A 15,415-nucleotide genomic window follows, 5' to 3' on the forward strand; every position below is an offset into this window, starting at 1 on the left:
TAATATCAAATAAATTCTTAATCGTCTGTACATCTAAGCAGCCCAGAAGAGCCCACAATTAAAACAAGCTAACTATCCAGTGACTTCATCTTGCGGTTTGCTAACTGGGAAATACCAGGCACTCCGTGTTTTGCATCAAACTGCCAGTTACTTCAAAGATCGAGGCAGGTCGATGAGGCACCTGGTTATCAGGGTACTTTTTAATTACTTCTAACCAAACCTCAAAAGGTGCATCATCCCATGCCGCTTTCAGGTAATCATCCATTGTTTCGCTAATTCTTAACCTAACAAATTCTTCAGCAGAATTAATCATCTTTCAACCTCAATTTACCGATTTATTTCCTATTTTAAAAAGTTTTGAACTATCCTGCCAGTTCGTTGAACAAAGACAGCCGTTTTTGACCGACAGCCTATCTGTCTGTGTAGCCCGTTTTCGCATATTTTTTGTTTCAATATGAACATGTAAAGAAATCCGAATTTTAGGACATAAAGATGTATTGTACAATGTTAAATAGTCCCTCAAGCTGTATCGTTTAGCAACTACGGGAATGGTATTTTCTTCATGTCCAATATTGGAAACCAGTAAAAAATCCGCTCAAATCACGGATTCAAATGGATCTATGTTATTGTCCTCTTACATTATGTCTTACTTATCCAGCCTGTCTGTTGAAGCAAAAGTAGTTGCATAAACATACAGTCCCTCAAAATCCATCCATCTTATCTACTGCTTGCTTTAATAAGAAAATCCGCGATTTCCGCGGACTTGACTCGGACAATGTTCTTGTCATCCAACAACAGGTGTTTTTTTCATGTCGTTTCGGATTCCATTTTTCCCCTCTCTTGTCGTTGAGTTTAACTTAATGACATTGGCCTCGCGGCAGCCTTTAGTATATTTTCACAGAAGACATTTGATCATTAACCGCAGACCCCACATTCGGATTATTAGCGGTGAACGTCCATATGGTTCCGGCAAAGTCATCATGCTGATACACGTCAACTGTCCAGCCGCTCGGTACTTTGAGCGAGGTCATCCAGTCGTTCGGAATCCCCGCAGCGTTCAATTGTGCTAACGTATAGTTGCCTTTCGGCAGGGAGACTGCACTTCCAGCATAATCAGCATCTTGGTAGAAAGTAGCACTAGCTGCCGCAGATAATACTATATAATCAATATTAGCGGCGACATCTCCAGAGTCATACTGAAATTTAACTGTGGCTCCATCCGGAATGGTGACATTAATCGTCTTTTCTGTGTAGGCGCCAGCCCCCGTCCATTTGCCTGTATTGGAAAAAGTAACATCCTGCGTGTCGGCTCCATTGATGTAGAGACTAAGCTTGGCCCCATTCAAGGCTGAAGCGTAGCCAATGGTCATGGAGTTGGTTGCCGCCACATTAGAGAATTCAACGGCAGCCCCCGTATGGTCGATACTTCCAACTTCATAGCCACCTGAAGCATTGGAATCGGCTTGATTATAAGCTGATCCGTACTTCCGGCCATCTTCCCCTTCTACCTTGCCCGAAAGCTTCGTACTTTGTCCACTCAACAGGCTATACGTCATCGCCGCTAGGCCTGTAGCTACACCTGTTGCTCGACTGTTCGTTCCGAAAGGTTGATCCCACACAGGGGAAAGGAGATCGTTCGTCCCTCTATTGGTATAGGCAGCTTGTGCGTTGTTGCTCAGCCAATCTGAGTATTGCGTCTGTCCTGCAAGCATAATGAATTTGTAAACGCCTCTGATCAGAATGCCTTTGAACACAATCTCATAGTTTGAATTCGGATCGGGTCGGTACAGGCCTGATTCCCCCACGGCATCTTCATACACGATAATTTTCTTACTGCCAACGGTAAAATGATCCCTCGCAAAATCGGCCACCTTCTTGCCATCGTTGATGTAGCTGACGTTTTTCGTTGCATCGTACAGATATGCAGCTAGTTCAAGGAAAACACCTGCATTATAGGTGTACAGATTATTATCCCAATTCCGTCCAACCGATTTGGAGTTTTGAATACTTCCGTCTGCCCCCATAAAGGCACTTTTCAGCCACGTATACGTATCTTGGGCGATTTGCAAGTAGGTCTTATCCGTATTAGTCGGATTATTATGAACCGTCACATTGGGATAATATTTCGCTAAAATAGCCGCTGATATCGCAAAACCATTGGACGGAACATCCTTCTGATCAGCAACTCCGCGCTCTCGCCAGAAGCCTCCGCCATACGTCGTATCATAATAATCCCGATAGAAGAAGTCGGTATGCCACTTGGCCTGATCGAGCATATGCTGGTCACCCGTTGCCCCATAAGCAGCTAAGGCGAATTGGATTTGCCAGGAATAATCGTCATTCCAATCCGTATCATTCCCTATCCACGATTTGGGATTTCCGAACCGATCTGCAGAATGCGAATTCTCGTACCTATAATAGGTTTCGCTAATTTTGTCCTTCCACTGGCCCGTTACAGAGGAGGCATCGACCATCGTTTCTCGAATGAAGGCCGCTTCCCAGAAGTGGATCTCGCTATCGTTCAACGTCGTGCGGAAATCCCCGCCATTGAAGTAATAGTTGGTTAAAAAGGCATTGAATGTTCGTTCCAAATCCGACTTCGTGAAAGAGTACGATGCGGACGCCGAAACTGGTAAAACGCTTATAATCAAAGAGAAAATCATGATACCTAGCACAGACTTAATCAAAAACGTCTTTCTACTCATTATTATTTACCTCCTATTTGTTATTTAGGGGGTTACACCTCTGTGTCCCCCTGAGTGATAACCTGATCTAACACGTCCGTTTACTTCGCAGCTCCTAACTGAATCCAAGCCTTCTGAATTTCGTCAATCGCTTGATCCTTTGTTTTGCTTTTCCCGATATACCCTTGCATAATTTCTCCGAACTTCTGGTGGAAGCTATCGAGTGAATAAATAACCGAAGATTCCCCCGCTTTTTCTGTTTTCAAGATTTCGCCCATCGCTTTCGGCATCTGAAGTTCAGGTATTTTGCCATCTTTCAGCGGTGAAATGATCTTCGCCACATCCGGGAACCAGCTTTTCCCGTAATCCGATGTATACAACCAGTTGAAGAAATCTTTGGTTTCCTGCAGCACTTTGGAATCCTTATTGATGCGGAAGCCTGCATCTGCCCCGGTAATAATCATTGATTTCGATGGATCATCATTGATTGGATAACCCATAATCCCTACCTGGAAATCGGGCTTAATTTTCAAAATGCCTTCTTCTGCCCAAGCACCTTGACCTGTCATAATCGCTGTTTTACCCGTCGCAAGATCACTCGTTTGTGCGGCAAAATCTTTCTCCAGTGTCTTCGGCAATCCATGAGCCACCGTCAAATCAACGAAATCGAAATATTTCATTAGAATCGGATGATCTTTAAATGTCGTTTTGCCCGCAATGAAATCATTCACTAGCTGCTCGGGATTACTACTTTCCGCATCCAGGAAGTTTTGGAAGATATGTTTCTGAACCCACCACTCTTTGTAACCATTAGCAAAAGGGGTGATCCCTTTGGCCTCCAACTTCTTGATGGCATCTTCGAATTCTGCAGTCGTTTTGGGAGGCTGCGTGATTCCGGCGTCAGCAAAAAGCTGTTTGTTATAGATCAGTGAGAACAAGTTAATTTTGAAAGGGATGCCCAGCAGCTTATTATCCAAGGTCATGTTCTTCTTGGAGCTGTCTGTCAATACGCCTGCGAGTGGTTCATTCGTAAGATCAGCGCTGTACTCCCCATACTGCTTCAGCTCGCCACCAGCTGTCGTTTGAAATACATCAGGCAGATCGGCAGCTGCAATCTTCGTCTTTAGCAACGTCGGATAATCCGCTTGTGTAACCTGGAGCTCGATCTTAACATTCGGCTTCACCTTCTTATATTCAGCGATGAAGGCATTGAACGCATTCGTATATTCCGGGGAAGCGATAAACATTTTAATCGTCGCGGTTTTCTCAACGACAGGTGACACTGTTGCTGCTGCTTTGGCGGCTGCCGTTTCCTTACTTCCTTCTGAACTGCTGCTGCATCCTGCCAAAAGTCCGACTGCTAAACCTGCACTAGCCGAAACGGAAAGTACTTTCTTTATGAACGTTGGCATAATACCCCCCTCCACTTTGATGATCTTGCTTACATCCTTATTATGCCTGAACGGTTTACATGGCTAAATACAATTAAGTAATGTGTTTAGGGTAATAAAGTGGGAATCCATCAGGCTCAGTTTGCATCTCCCCATTGATGAATGCGATACTCCGTAGGTGAAATCTCAAAATATTTTTTAAAAGCTTTGCTGAAATAATTATTATTGCTATACCCTAGCAATTCGGATATAACCTGAATTTTTAGCGTCGGATCATTCAATAGTTCCTTCGCTTTCTCCATTCTGACCTTCAGCACATATTCATAAATACCGTATCCAAACTCCTGTTTGAACAGCTTCATTAGATATTCACGACTCAAATAGTACTTTTCCGTAAACATTGCGACGGTGATTTCTTCAAAATAATGACGGTCAATGTAGGTCTTGATTTCATTCACATTGAAGGCCTTACTCGACTGCAGAGCCGTCCTGATCATCTCCCCATAATGATCCATAAGATGAAATAGGGACTTCTCGAACTCTGAGACATTTTTAAAATCCAACCCTGCGCTCATCGTACCTTTGTAGGGCTCTGTTGCTTGCACGAGCGCATCAGGAGACACACCTGCATCAAGTGCAATATCGTAGAGAAGCATGCTCAACTCCTCCTGGTTTCGATAGGCATTTCCCAAACCTAAATAACCAGATAAGCCAATCGTGTTCATATAATCTTTCATAATCGAATGGCGAATGCCAGACCCGTCATGCTCAAAAGCTTGGCGCAGTAAGGGCGCCTTCGCCGCTATGGAATGCACTTTGATCTTCTCCGGCGAGGCCGGCTCAGTGAAAACGAATTCTTTACGATCTATCATATTAATCGTATTCATAATCTGCTCGGATGCTTTATAAGCATCACTCAGTGAAAATACATCGGGATACACCGGCCCTATGGCACAAACCGCAACAACACCAATGAATTCCTCCAACTTCCTTACAAGTCGCTTCATCATGCTAATGACCTTGTTCCGATATTCCGTTGATGATTTCCCCTGGTGGGAAAGGACGATCAGTACTTCACTCGGCAGCTTCGGATTCGCAAAGCTAAAGCAACTCATGTCATCGATATTCGGTTCATTAATGACATTCGTAACGGCATCATGGAGTGAATCCATCTCCTTATTGAATCGGGACGCAGCGATGGTTTCCAAGTTTAATAGGCGAAGCAGCACCATTTGAATTTGCAGACTGGAATTGGCATAATCCGGTTGGATGTAGGTCAAATTGGTTTTAATCGTTTGCGGATTGAAGTTCTTCTCAATGATTGAGTAATACGTATGCTGCTTCAGCATAGGCAGAGACATATTAATCGCCATATTACGCTCAATAGACTCTTCTTTCTGCTTACGCTTCTCTTCCAATTGAGTTATGGCAGCAGACAGCGCTTGGTTAATCTCACTTTTTTTGACGGGTTTGAGCAAATAGTCAACTGTATTCGACTTAATGGCCTGCCGCATATAGTTAAAATCGTTATACCCGCTGATCACGATGGCTACCAAATCTAGCTGTTCATTCTCTGCCTTCTGAAGGAATTCAGGACCTTCGAGCTCTGGCATGCGCATATCCACCAACACGATGTGTGGCCGATGCTCCCTAACAGCCTCCAACCCTTCCAAACCATTCTCTGCTTCAAAAATCTCTGTTATTCCCAGTATACTCCAGTTACCCAAAATCTTGATGGCCTCTCTCACCGGCTCTTCATCGTCAATAATTAATACTTTATACATACACGCTGCCTCCCTTCATTGGCATCATCATACGAGTTTCTGTTCCCGTTTCATCACTCTTAATATCAATTCCGGCCTCTTCGCCATAGATAAGTTCAAGCCGTGTATGTACATTTTTCAAACCAATGCTTTCTCCTTGTCGATCCTCCCAATTCTCGCGCAAGGAATTAAGGACCTGCTCTAGCTTATCGTTAGGCATGCCAGGACCATTGTCACTAACGCGAATGACCGTATGCTGACCATCGACATGTGCAGTAATAGTGATCGTGACGGGAGCCGCCCTTTTCTCGACAGCATGCTTAACCGAATTCTCTACTAATGATTGGATCGAAAGCCTTGGAATTTCAACCTCAAGCAATTCATCCGCAAGCTGACACACGAAATGAATACGTTTTCCAAAACGAGCCTTCTGAATCACCATATAATTTTCAATATGCGCAATCTCTTCTCTCAGCAGAACGAACTCTTTGCCACCAATGCAATAACGTAGAGTTAATGAAAGAGCATCTATCATCTCTGTCATATCCTCATCGCCGCTTTTCAAAGATTTCGTCGAAATCGCCTGCAGGGCGTTATACAGGAAGTGAGGATTAATCTCCGCTTCTAAAGCCTTCAAAATAGCATTCTTTTCAACCAATTTCATTTTGTATTTCTCATTAATCAAGTTACTAGTACGCATCACCATGAGGTTAAATTGACTGGTCAAATAAGCAATCTCATCTCTTCCTTTAACTTCCGCTTCAACATCGAAGTCCCCCTCGCTGAACCTTCTCATTTTCCCCGCGAGCTTCTTAATCGGTTTCGTTATCGCATTCGCCGTGAGCATAACTAATAACATCGAGAAAAACAAGATGACAATACCAATCGAATAACTGAGATTTCGATTGGTTTGGGCAGCTTTATAGAGCTCATTGTAAGGCAGCAGCTTCACCATTCGCCAGCCTTCCTGCTCTTCAACATCGACGATCACCATATACTTCTCTATCTGATCCGACCAGGTAAATTGCCCTCCTTGCGCTAAATTGATTACACGATTCCGGAATGACTTATCGTCCAAATAGGTCAACATTTGCTGGTTACTTCCGTAATACGGCACCATGTTGGCATCAAGCAGCAGGAGTCCTTCCCCCTCCTTAATCCGACTATCCATCATCATCTCATTGCGATAGGAATCATTCATCACGACAGATAGAATCGCTCTCGGCTTGCGGTCTACCAAGTTGCGGAGCACCCGGTGAAACGCCATAAACGCTTCTTCATCCTGCCCTTCATAACCCATTTGCTCCTTAGAAAGCAGAGACTGCGCATGTCTATTCTTGCTATCATCGAGCGTCTGAATGAACCAGGGTTGGCTCGCAATGTTCTCGTTATAAGTGATTCTCACGGTATTGTCGTCACGTTTTAGAGAATAGACTTTCTTCTCTGCAATCAGATACAGATCGATGACATCAATATCCGTTCTGGAATAAAAGAGTACGCGTAAATAATCTTCCAAATACATTTGGGACGTATAGTCATTTGACTCATTTCGAAGCGCGTTCATAATCTGCTCATACCGATACTGCGGAGCTGTAAATTGGGATATTTCTTCGAAATAATTGCGTATATTTTTATTCACCAGCCTTAAATTATTCGTACTTCCGGCCAGATTCGCCTCAACTGATTCTTTCTCCAGCATTTTGTAAGATACGAAGGTTAAGGTCCCTACGACAAGAACGATGATCGAAGTAAAAAGCAAAATCAACTTGATCACGAGTTTCCGGGTACAAGCCTTGATTAGCGGTTGAAATACCGCTGCGATCGCATTGTTCATCTGGTGTTTCCGCCCCCTGCCAGTTTACCTTATTACACTTAGTTGACTACTTAAGTACATTTAAACCCCCAAATGCTTTCTCTATAATAAAAGTTATACGGCAACTATACATCTGAGGTGAAGTGATGACAAGGATTGGAAATAAAAAAATGGAACGTGTAGAATTCGGTTTATTTACCCTTCCAGCAGTGATCTGTGTACTATTTGCTTTCTTCATTCCGTTCCTCATGAGCATGGGGTACTCATTTACGGAATGGAATGGCATCCAAAAAAGCCCGACTTTTATCGGATTGGACAATTTCAAACAAATTTTTAGCCGTGATGCCAATTTCATTGATTCGTCGTTGTTCACATTGAAATACAGTGTGTTATACATCATCCTTGTTAACGCAATTGCCATCCTGCTTGCTATCATGCTTGATCAAAAATTAAGAACATCCACCTTTCTTCGAACGGTTTTCTTTATTCCCTATATCATTAGTCTCATCATTGTTGGGTTCATTTGGAAATTCATCTTTGCACAAGGATTTGCTTCGCTCAGCACTCTCACAGGATTAGCGGTATTCGATCTAAGCTGGCTTGGAGAGCCTCGACTTGCTTTTCTTTCTATCCTTGCTGTCTCGATCTGGCAGTCGATTGGCTTTTACATCGTTATCTATATTGCGGGACTGCAAGCCATTCCCATGGAATTACTGGAGGCGGCTACCGTGGATGGCGCGGGTCCTATGCGCAAATTCTTTACGATTATGCTTCCGCTTTTGGCACCGGCCATCACCATTTCTGTTTTCATGGCTTTAACCAATGCGCTGAAAGTCTTTGATATTATCTTGTCATTAACGGGAGGCGGACCGGGAGGGTCGTCTTACAGCATCACGCTGGATATCTACCGAGACACCTTCCAGAACAATAGGTATGGGTATGGAACGGCCAAAGCTTTGCTGTTATTCGTTGCAATCCTGTTGATCACTATTGTTCAACTGCGATATTTCAAAAGCAAGGAGGTTGAGGCTTAATGCGAATGAAACGAAGCCAACTCATCTTCCTTGAAACGATCATGGTCGTCATCGCCTTTCAATTCCTATTTCCGATCCTGCTCGTGCTCCTCAATTCGTTCAAAACGTTCGGCGAGGTCATGACCGATGTGCTAGCCATGCCCCACAAACTGCAGTTTGCCAATTATGCCTATGTATGGACCTCTCTCAATTACCCACGCCTTTTTCTCAACAGCCTGATTATTACCGTGCTCGGTGTTTCTGGCATTATCTTATTTGGCTCGATGGCTGCCTATAAGCTGGCACGTACGAAGTCAAAATCGAGCGCCATCATCTACATGTACTGCATCGTGCCCATGCTCATTCCGTTTCAAACAATTATGATTACCGTTCTGAAGCTGGCCAAACAATTTCATCTTTCGGAAAGTACATGGGGATTGGGGATTCAATACTGGGGCTTCGGCATACCACTGGCTGTCTTTATTTATCAAGGATTTACGAAAGGGATTCCCAAGGAAATTGATGAAAGTGCAACGATGGATGGCGCATCTGGGGTCTATTTATTCTTCCAAATCATTTTCCCGTTATTGCGGCCTGTAACAGCTACAATCGTCATTCTGGACGTGATGTGGATATGGAATGATTTCCTTCTTCCTCTCATCATGGTGAACGGGTCCGATTCGACCCGAACGTTGACGCTTGCCGCCTACACCTTTGTCGGGCAATACACGACGGATTGGCAATACACAATGGCCGCCATGGTGATGGCCGTATTGCCTTCGATTCTTGTTTTCATTGTGCTGCAGAAGCACATTGTGAAGGGTGTTGCCGCCGGGGCTGTGAAGGGGTAACCTAAAACACGCTGACCCGCGAGCTGCTGGGCTGGCAGCCGACCCACCCCGGACTCATCGCGGATCTCGAACAGAGGCAATATTTCAGAGAAGTCTTTGCATTCGGCGGTAAAATAAACTTCCCCTTGTCTAGTTCGAAATATACTTTCGAAAACTCAGCTCATTGGATTTTATTTCCGATTTAGTCCATTGGTTTAGTTTAAGAAAAAATAATATTCCTCAACTGGATGATCAGACTTTTAAGCTCCTTCTCTCTTTCCAAATAGTATAGCGAAGCTTGTAGCAACGGGAGATTCCGTTCCGCTTTTCTAACCTCCGTCTGGATAAAATGGTAAAGCTCTTTCAGCTCCGAACGATGTTCGGCACCGACCGGAAGAGCGTTAAAGGCCGAATCCAGCTCCCGGAACAGTTCGGTAAGAATCTGCTCCTTCTCCCCTTGGCGGTCCGCAAGCCCCCAGCTTAAATACCTCTCGAACGAAGCTTGTTTCAGTAGAGGCTTCAAATCGGAAGCTATCGTATGCTTAACGAGCACATTGAGCTTGTCCAATATGAACTTCGCCGTTTCCTCGAGAGATAACGACTTTTCTTCATAGACAATCCAAAATAGGTACTCCTTCAGAATCGCTCGATAGATGGAAACCAAATCCCATAGGTACGGATGGATTTTTTCGCCGTACACATGCAGCAAGCACTCACTATGCCATCGGATGAGCCGCCCCCTAACCTTGTGTCTAAGCGGTTGGAACTTGGGGTCTTGTTGGATTGGGAGCTCCGTAAATTCGACCAGTATATGCTTGTACTCTATAAAATAACGGAATCGCAGAATAATCTGCTGCACAAACTGTTCTTCCGGCAAGAGTCCAGGAAGTCGCGTCAGCTCATCGACCTGATCAAAATAGTCGTTATGGCATTGATCAAACACCTCACTGAAAAGGTCTTCCTTGGAAGGGAAATATTTATAGACGCTTCCTTTGGCAATACCGCAATCCTCGGCAATATCCTGTATCGTCGTCGATAGAAACCCCCGTTCCTTAAAAAGCTTCGCCGCCGATTTTACAACTTCTTCCCTTGTCACACTCATAAACAAAATCTCCCCACTTGACTATTTATGAATGATGGTACAAAATATAAAACATAAAGTCAAATGACCAAGTGTTTAATATATAAAACTAAAGGTCAAATCTAATTGGTTAGGAGAACATACGGAATGGAAAAATTGTTGGATCCGAAAAAAACAGCGTTGGTTGTCATTGATTTGCAAAAATGGCTAGGCAATCAATACTCCCCTTATACCGCCGAGCAGGTGGTATCTAACGCTGCCGCCTTGGCAGATGCTTTCCGTGAGCAAGGCTCGATGGTTGCCCTGGTCCGGGTATCTAGCAAGGACCTTAAGGATATCCCGAGACCGAAGTTGGATTCGCCTGCGCCACCATTGAATCTGCCTGAGGGATGGGATGAAATCGTCCCGGAAATGCGGGTCGTCGAGACAGACCATATCATCACCAAGAAGCAATGGGGGGCTTTTTACGGAACAGAACTCGACCTGCAGTTGCGCCGTCGGGGAATCGACACCATCGTCTTATGCGGAATCGCTACTGGGCTTGGCGTGGATACGACCGCGCGGGAAGCGTTTATGCAAGGGTATCAGCAAATTTTTGCGATCGATGCCACGACCGGATTTTCTCAAGCCGAGTACGATTACGTGAAAAATTTTATTTTTCCACGTATTGGGCGTAATCGGACAACACAGGAAATCATCTCTGCCCTTGCTGAAGCTTGAACCAATTGAGATGTGCCCTTGGATCTATCAGGTTCCAGGGGTCGTTTCTATATTTAAGGAGCGAGAAACCGGGAGAAAACATTACTTTATAGTGGGAGGTTGATCGCTATTACTCAAAGGAGAAGCCCCAAGTCCGACCGGATGTACCCCTGGTTTGTTTTATCTGTAACCAGTCTCGGCGCTTTCCTAGTTCTGATTAATATCGGAACGCTAAATGTCGCATTGCCGGAATTAAGCCAGCAATTTCATGCAAATGCCACAGCTTCCAGCTGGATTTTGCTTTCCTATATGCTGGTAAACACCATCCTGATTTTAATCTTTGGACAAATTTCGGATATTTTCGGAAGAAGCCGGATGTATTTAATAGGAATGGCCATCTTTACCGTATCCAGTCTACTACTTGGTTTTGCGCCTAATGTAGAGATACTAATTCTTCTTCGGATCGTACAGGCTGCCGGAGGTGCGCTCGTGGTGACGAACACAACACCGCTAATCACCGATGCGTTTCCCCAATCGCAGCTCGGGACCGGACTCGGTCTGAATATATTGTCCGCTTCCGTCGCACAGGTGCTTGGTCCGGTCGTCGGTGGCATGGTCACGACCGCTTGGGGCTGGAGGTGGGTGTTCTGGTCTAATGTCCCCTTCGGGATCATTGCTCTCATCTGGGGCTTCTGGATTCTAAGGGAGAAGTCCCTAACGCGGCCCCATTCAAAAGTGGACGGATATGGAGGCATCATGATCTTTGTCGCTTTAGCCGGTCTAATCATTGCTTTATCCGAGGGGGGAGAGTTGGGCTGGGGAGACTTGCAGGTAATCGGAGGTTTTGCAGTATTCGCCATATTGACCCCTTTATTTTTATGGCATGAGCATCGTTCAGCATCACCTTTGCTGGATTTAAGCCTTTTTGAAAGCTGGACGTTCGGTATGGGGAACATCGCTACATTTTTTAATTCCTTTGCCCGCACAGCTGTCGCCCTGCTCTTCGCGCTGTATTACCAGTTTGCCTTCCACCAAAACGCACTCGATGCCGGTCTCAGGATCCTTCCAATTACGATAGGGATGTTGGTCATTTCTCCGATTGCCGGCATGTTGACCAAGAGGGTAGCCATTAGAGTTCTGGCCTCGCTTGGCATTCTCATTTCTACAGCAGGACTTCTACTACTCCTACTCGTAGTCGGGGGCAATTTCACCTACGGGGTCACCGCTTGCGGCATGCTGTTAATCGGGATCGGGACCGGATTATTTCTTACCCCCAATACGACGGAGATTATGTCGTCCGTCCCAGAGCAAAGCCGAGGGGTGGCGAATGGACTGCGGTCCATGCTATATAACTTGGGCCAGGTGCTGAGTACGGCGCTTTCTTTAACCATCGTCGGCGCAGCGCTGCCAGTCCACCTGAAGAACGTGCTGTATTCCGGAAAGAACAACGCGATTTCGACCGTTGATTTTGCTTTCGTCATTCATGGTTACCGCTGGGTCATCATCGCACTAATAGGGACCTCCCTGTTGGCTCTTGCAGCCTCATGGTTCCGTCCACAACAGAAAAAAGCCTGCGAGAGCTCCTCAGCAGTCACTTGACTTTGACGCATTTGCGACGTTGTTTATAGAGTTAAGATATCACGTAAACGAAGTACCATTTTGGGGTAATACCAGCGTAGCTGACAACACCCGCAAACGTATTGCGCATCAGTAATAGCCAGTAAAGTTGAAAATTAAATAGCCGCTTATTTTTTTGTGAACTTCTCGAATGTTGGTCTTCTTTAATGTCATTTAGTTCAATCTTGGCCACCACATTACGTGTAATAATACCCCCATCTTTTTGACACAAAAACACCCTCAATCATCTTTATGAATGAGGGTGTTTTTGTGTCAACTCAACTTGTCTTCGACTACAACCCAAATAATAGCTGTCGTTTTTACGAGTTTTCTATGCCGTGTTTATTTGCAATTTACTCGTTTTAGTTGGGCTGGTCCTTACCCTTGGTAATCAAGTTGCGCAGGCTGCCGTTTATGCAGGAGCCCCAGGCGTCCGAGCAGACGTTGTAGCATTCGTACGCGGGGATGAGGCCTACGTGTGTAAAGCGCACTTCCGTATGGTCACCCTTCTTGTCGATTTCAAAAACAATGTCAGTATCTTTCCACTCGCTCTTGTCTTTGACGAAATTAAAGTAGTTGTCCACAATGTGCCAGACCACCTTTTTGCCAGGAACAAGTTCGGTAATTTGGATCGTGCAGCGGTGCATGTCTTGATAGTGATGCTTGAATTGCCCAAGTTCGTCGGTCCTGCCCTCGATTTCTTCAGACCACCATCCGCGGACGTTGTTGATGGCAGCAAAAACTTCATCGGGGCTTTGGTCTACTGTAAAAGAAGTGCTAAAACTCTGATTCATAACAGGTAATCTCCTCCTCGATATGTTATGGGAAGATTTCTCTTCCCCTTTCTCCACTCCGTCAAAGAAACCTTGCGCTACGATCTCTCGAGTGGCCTTCACCGTCTATTGGTTGGCTCTTAAAATACGATGCAAATCTTTCCGAAATACGCACCTGTGCCCAAGTAACGAAGCGCATCAATGGCGTGTTCGAACGGGAACACGCGGTCAACGACGGGATGAAGCTCACAGCGTTCGATCGCACGGTTCATCGCCTCGAACATGTCTCGGCTGCCGATGTTAATCGCTTGAAGCCGCGCTTTCCTCAGGATGGCTGGGCCAATGTCTAATTCCGCACGGGCTCCTGTCAATAGGCCGATGATACTGATCCGCCCGCCTACTCGCAATGCAGAGAGCGACCGGTTCAGCGTAGCCGCACCGCCAACATCGACGATATGATCGGCCCCAACGCCCTTCGTCCAATCAAGAACGGCTTTATCCCAATCGGGAGTTTGCTTGTAATTGATGCCGAAATCAGCACCGAGCGCCTTCGCCCGCTCCAGCTTCTTGTCGCTGCTCGACGTAATGATTACGGTAGCGCCATGGAGTTTAGCGAATTGGAGCGCGAACAAGGAGACGCCGCCGGTTCCTTGGACGACGACTGTTTCACCGGCTTTAATCTTGCCCTCCTCGACGATGGCATGCCACGCCGTCACACCTGCGCAAGGAAGAGTGGCTGCCTCTTCATCCGTTAAGAACCCGGGTACGCGAACCAATCCTTCCTCGGGCAAGACGGCATATTCCGCTAGAAGCCCGCCCAGCGGATATCCCAGCGTACTGATCCAGTTGACTTTCGTCGGTTCGCCGGAAATCCAGCTCTGGGTAAAAATCGCGCTCACACGGTCGCCAACCTTGAACTTAGACGCCATCTCCCCCAAGCCCACAACTTCGCCGACGCCGTCCGATACAGGGATAAGTGGCAGCTTCATGTTCGGGTCAAACAATCCATCGATCACTCCCCGTTCGCGGGAGTTAAGCGAAACCGCCAGCATCTTGATGAGCACTTCGCTAGGACCGGGAACCGGGACGGGATGTTCAGCCCCCTTCACATTTTCGATTCCGAAACCGCCTTGTATTTCATATGCTTTCATTGGACATCTCTCCTTCAAATAGCAAGCCGCCATTGTTAAATACTTCCATACTACCTTCATCTTTGCGAATATCCTTTTCGGATACGCCTCGCGAAACGATTTCTTGACCGAAAAAACTGCTTAGTGAATCCGGTGTTCGTTAGGTCTGCCCAAAGCTTCTCGTCTGTAGTTGCGAGGTAAATTTATCCATGCCCCTATTATATGCAACTATTTAGTTGCATGTCAAGCCATGGGACCGCCACGCGGCTAACGATATATGTTTAAATTCAAAACGGACTCACCTTCAAATAAAGGCGAGTCCGTTTTGTTATCAATTCCATGTTCTAATGAATTTCCATACCAAAACAAAGAGATTCTTCGTCCATGGATTTTATTATCATTTCTCTCAAGTTTATTAACCATTCAGGCTCGTTAGCCCACTTCTCTGACATTGACCTAAGACAGCGAATATATCCATATAAATTAGCAAACCTCCTGCATGCTGGCATAATAGCTGAAAAATCCTCTGAAATAGCATATTCAGTAAGGTATCCATTCAAAAAGCATTGTTTTTTCTGATTAAAAATATCACTTGGCATACAGTCTCTCAAACTATCAAGT

At 45.4% G+C, this 15,415-nt stretch carries 13 protein-coding genes; 4 read left to right on the forward strand and 9 right to left on the reverse strand.

The window, feature by feature from the left end:
* Positions 1–100 precede the first annotated feature (100 nt).
* The 5 genes from ABRS97_RS00100 to ABRS97_RS00120 form a co-directional block, all read right to left on the reverse strand.
* Positions 101–313, reverse strand: a complete 213-nt coding sequence (locus ABRS97_RS00100; protein ID WP_367810861.1) for a hypothetical protein — start codon at positions 311–313, stop codon at positions 101–103.
* A gap of 571 nt (positions 314–884) precedes the next feature.
* A complete protein-coding gene (locus tag ABRS97_RS00105; protein ID WP_367810862.1) occupies positions 885–2,705 on the reverse strand; it encodes a glycoside hydrolase family 76 protein in 1,821 nt (606 codons plus the stop codon).
* 80 nt (positions 2,706–2,785) lie between these two features.
* Complete coding sequence (locus ABRS97_RS00110) at positions 2,786–4,096, reverse strand: ABC transporter substrate-binding protein (RefSeq protein ID WP_367810863.1); 1,311 nt, start codon at positions 4,094–4,096, stop codon at positions 2,786–2,788.
* Positions 4,097–4,212: 116 nt separating this feature from the next.
* Positions 4,213–5,859 (reverse strand): response regulator transcription factor, encoded by a 1,647-nt coding sequence (locus ABRS97_RS00115; protein WP_367810864.1) that lies wholly within the window; start codon positions 5,857–5,859, stop codon positions 4,213–4,215.
* Positions 5,852–7,672, reverse strand: a complete 1,821-nt coding sequence (locus ABRS97_RS00120) for a sensor histidine kinase (RefSeq protein WP_367810865.1) — start codon at positions 7,670–7,672, stop codon at positions 5,852–5,854. Before ABRS97_RS00120 ends, ABRS97_RS00115 begins: the two co-directional genes overlap by 8 nt.
* Positions 7,673–7,797: 125 nt before the next feature.
* Here ABRS97_RS00120 and ABRS97_RS00125 point away from each other — a divergent pair, with 125 nt between their 5' ends.
* Positions 7,798–8,685, forward strand: coding sequence for a carbohydrate ABC transporter permease (locus ABRS97_RS00125; RefSeq protein WP_483312396.1), 888 nt, complete (start codon positions 7,798–7,800; stop codon positions 8,683–8,685).
* Complete coding sequence (locus ABRS97_RS00130) at positions 8,685–9,515, forward strand: carbohydrate ABC transporter permease (protein ID WP_367810867.1); 831 nt, start codon at positions 8,685–8,687, stop codon at positions 9,513–9,515. The genes ABRS97_RS00125 and ABRS97_RS00130 overlap by 1 nt, the downstream gene beginning before the upstream one ends.
* Before the next feature lie 199 nt (positions 9,516–9,714).
* Here the strand turns inward: ABRS97_RS00130 and ABRS97_RS00135 are convergent, their stop codons facing one another.
* Complete coding sequence (locus ABRS97_RS00135; RefSeq protein ID WP_367810868.1) at positions 9,715–10,596, reverse strand: TetR/AcrR family transcriptional regulator; 882 nt, start codon at positions 10,594–10,596, stop codon at positions 9,715–9,717.
* A 126-nt stretch (positions 10,597–10,722) separates the two neighbouring features.
* Here ABRS97_RS00135 and ABRS97_RS00140 point away from each other — a divergent pair, with 126 nt between their 5' ends.
* Both ABRS97_RS00140 and ABRS97_RS00145 read left to right on the forward strand, forming a co-directional pair.
* Positions 10,723–11,295 (forward strand): isochorismatase family protein, encoded by a 573-nt coding sequence (locus tag ABRS97_RS00140; protein WP_367810869.1) that lies wholly within the window; start codon positions 10,723–10,725, stop codon positions 11,293–11,295.
* A gap of 99 nt (positions 11,296–11,394) precedes the next feature.
* On the forward strand, positions 11,395–12,873 hold the full coding sequence (locus tag ABRS97_RS00145) for an MFS transporter (RefSeq protein ID WP_367810870.1): 1,479 nt from the start codon (positions 11,395–11,397) through the stop codon (positions 12,871–12,873).
* A gap of 380 nt (positions 12,874–13,253) precedes the next feature.
* Here ABRS97_RS00145 and ABRS97_RS00150 read toward each other — a convergent pair whose 3' ends face one another.
* From ABRS97_RS00150 to ABRS97_RS00160, 3 genes are all read right to left on the reverse strand, one after another.
* Positions 13,254–13,685, reverse strand: a complete 432-nt coding sequence (locus ABRS97_RS00150; protein ID WP_367810871.1) for an SRPBCC family protein — start codon at positions 13,683–13,685, stop codon at positions 13,254–13,256.
* A 119-nt stretch (positions 13,686–13,804) separates the two neighbouring features.
* Positions 13,805–14,815 carry a zinc-dependent alcohol dehydrogenase family protein gene (locus tag ABRS97_RS00155; protein ID WP_367810872.1) on the reverse strand — a complete coding sequence of 337 codons (1,011 nt, stop codon included), beginning with the start codon at positions 14,813–14,815 and terminating at the stop codon, positions 13,805–13,807.
* 323 nt (positions 14,816–15,138) lie between these two features.
* Positions 15,139–15,393, reverse strand: coding sequence for a hypothetical protein (locus ABRS97_RS00160; RefSeq protein ID WP_367810873.1), 255 nt, complete (start codon positions 15,391–15,393; stop codon positions 15,139–15,141).
* Between the last annotated feature and the right edge of the window lie 22 nt (positions 15,394–15,415).

It is taken from the genome of Paenibacillus tabacirhizosphaerae (assembly GCF_040812395.1).
Lineage (GTDB): Bacteria > Bacillota > Bacilli > Paenibacillales > NBRC-103111 > Paenibacillus_E.

What these genes read in the sequence shown, in the direction of transcription:
- ABRS97_RS00130 (WP_367810867.1), top strand. Translation starts at nt 8,685, where the DNA reads ATGCGAATGAAACGAAGCCAACTCATCTTCCTTGAAACGATCATGGTC.
- ABRS97_RS00110 (WP_367810863.1), bottom strand. Translation starts at nt 4,096, where the DNA reads ATGCCAACGTTCATAAAGAAAGTACTTTCCGTTTCGGCTAGTGCAGGT.
- ABRS97_RS00120 (WP_367810865.1), bottom strand. Translation starts at nt 7,672, where the DNA reads ATGAACAATGCGATCGCAGCGGTATTTCAACCGCTAATCAAGGCTTGT.
- ABRS97_RS00100 (WP_367810861.1), bottom strand. Translation starts at nt 313, where the DNA reads ATGATTAATTCTGCTGAAGAATTTGTTAGGTTAAGAATTAGCGAAACA.
- ABRS97_RS00150 (WP_367810871.1), bottom strand. Translation starts at nt 13,685, where the DNA reads ATGAATCAGAGTTTTAGCACTTCTTTTACAGTAGACCAAAGCCCCGAT.
- ABRS97_RS00140 (WP_367810869.1), top strand. Translation starts at nt 10,723, where the DNA reads ATGGAAAAATTGTTGGATCCGAAAAAAACAGCGTTGGTTGTCATTGAT.
- ABRS97_RS00160 (WP_367810873.1), bottom strand. Translation starts at nt 15,393, where the DNA reads ATGCCAAGTGATATTTTTAATCAGAAAAAACAATGCTTTTTGAATGGA.
- ABRS97_RS00115 (WP_367810864.1), bottom strand. Translation starts at nt 5,859, where the DNA reads ATGTATAAAGTATTAATTATTGACGATGAAGAGCCGGTGAGAGAGGCC.
- ABRS97_RS00125 (WP_483312396.1), top strand. Translation starts at nt 7,798, where the DNA reads ATGACAAGGATTGGAAATAAAAAAATGGAACGTGTAGAATTCGGTTTA.
- ABRS97_RS00155 (WP_367810872.1), bottom strand. Translation starts at nt 14,815, where the DNA reads ATGAAAGCATATGAAATACAAGGCGGTTTCGGAATCGAAAATGTGAAG.
- ABRS97_RS00105 (WP_367810862.1), bottom strand. Translation starts at nt 2,705, where the DNA reads ATGAGTAGAAAGACGTTTTTGATTAAGTCTGTGCTAGGTATCATGATT.
- ABRS97_RS00135 (WP_367810868.1), bottom strand. Translation starts at nt 10,596, where the DNA reads ATGAGTGTGACAAGGGAAGAAGTTGTAAAATCGGCGGCGAAGCTTTTT.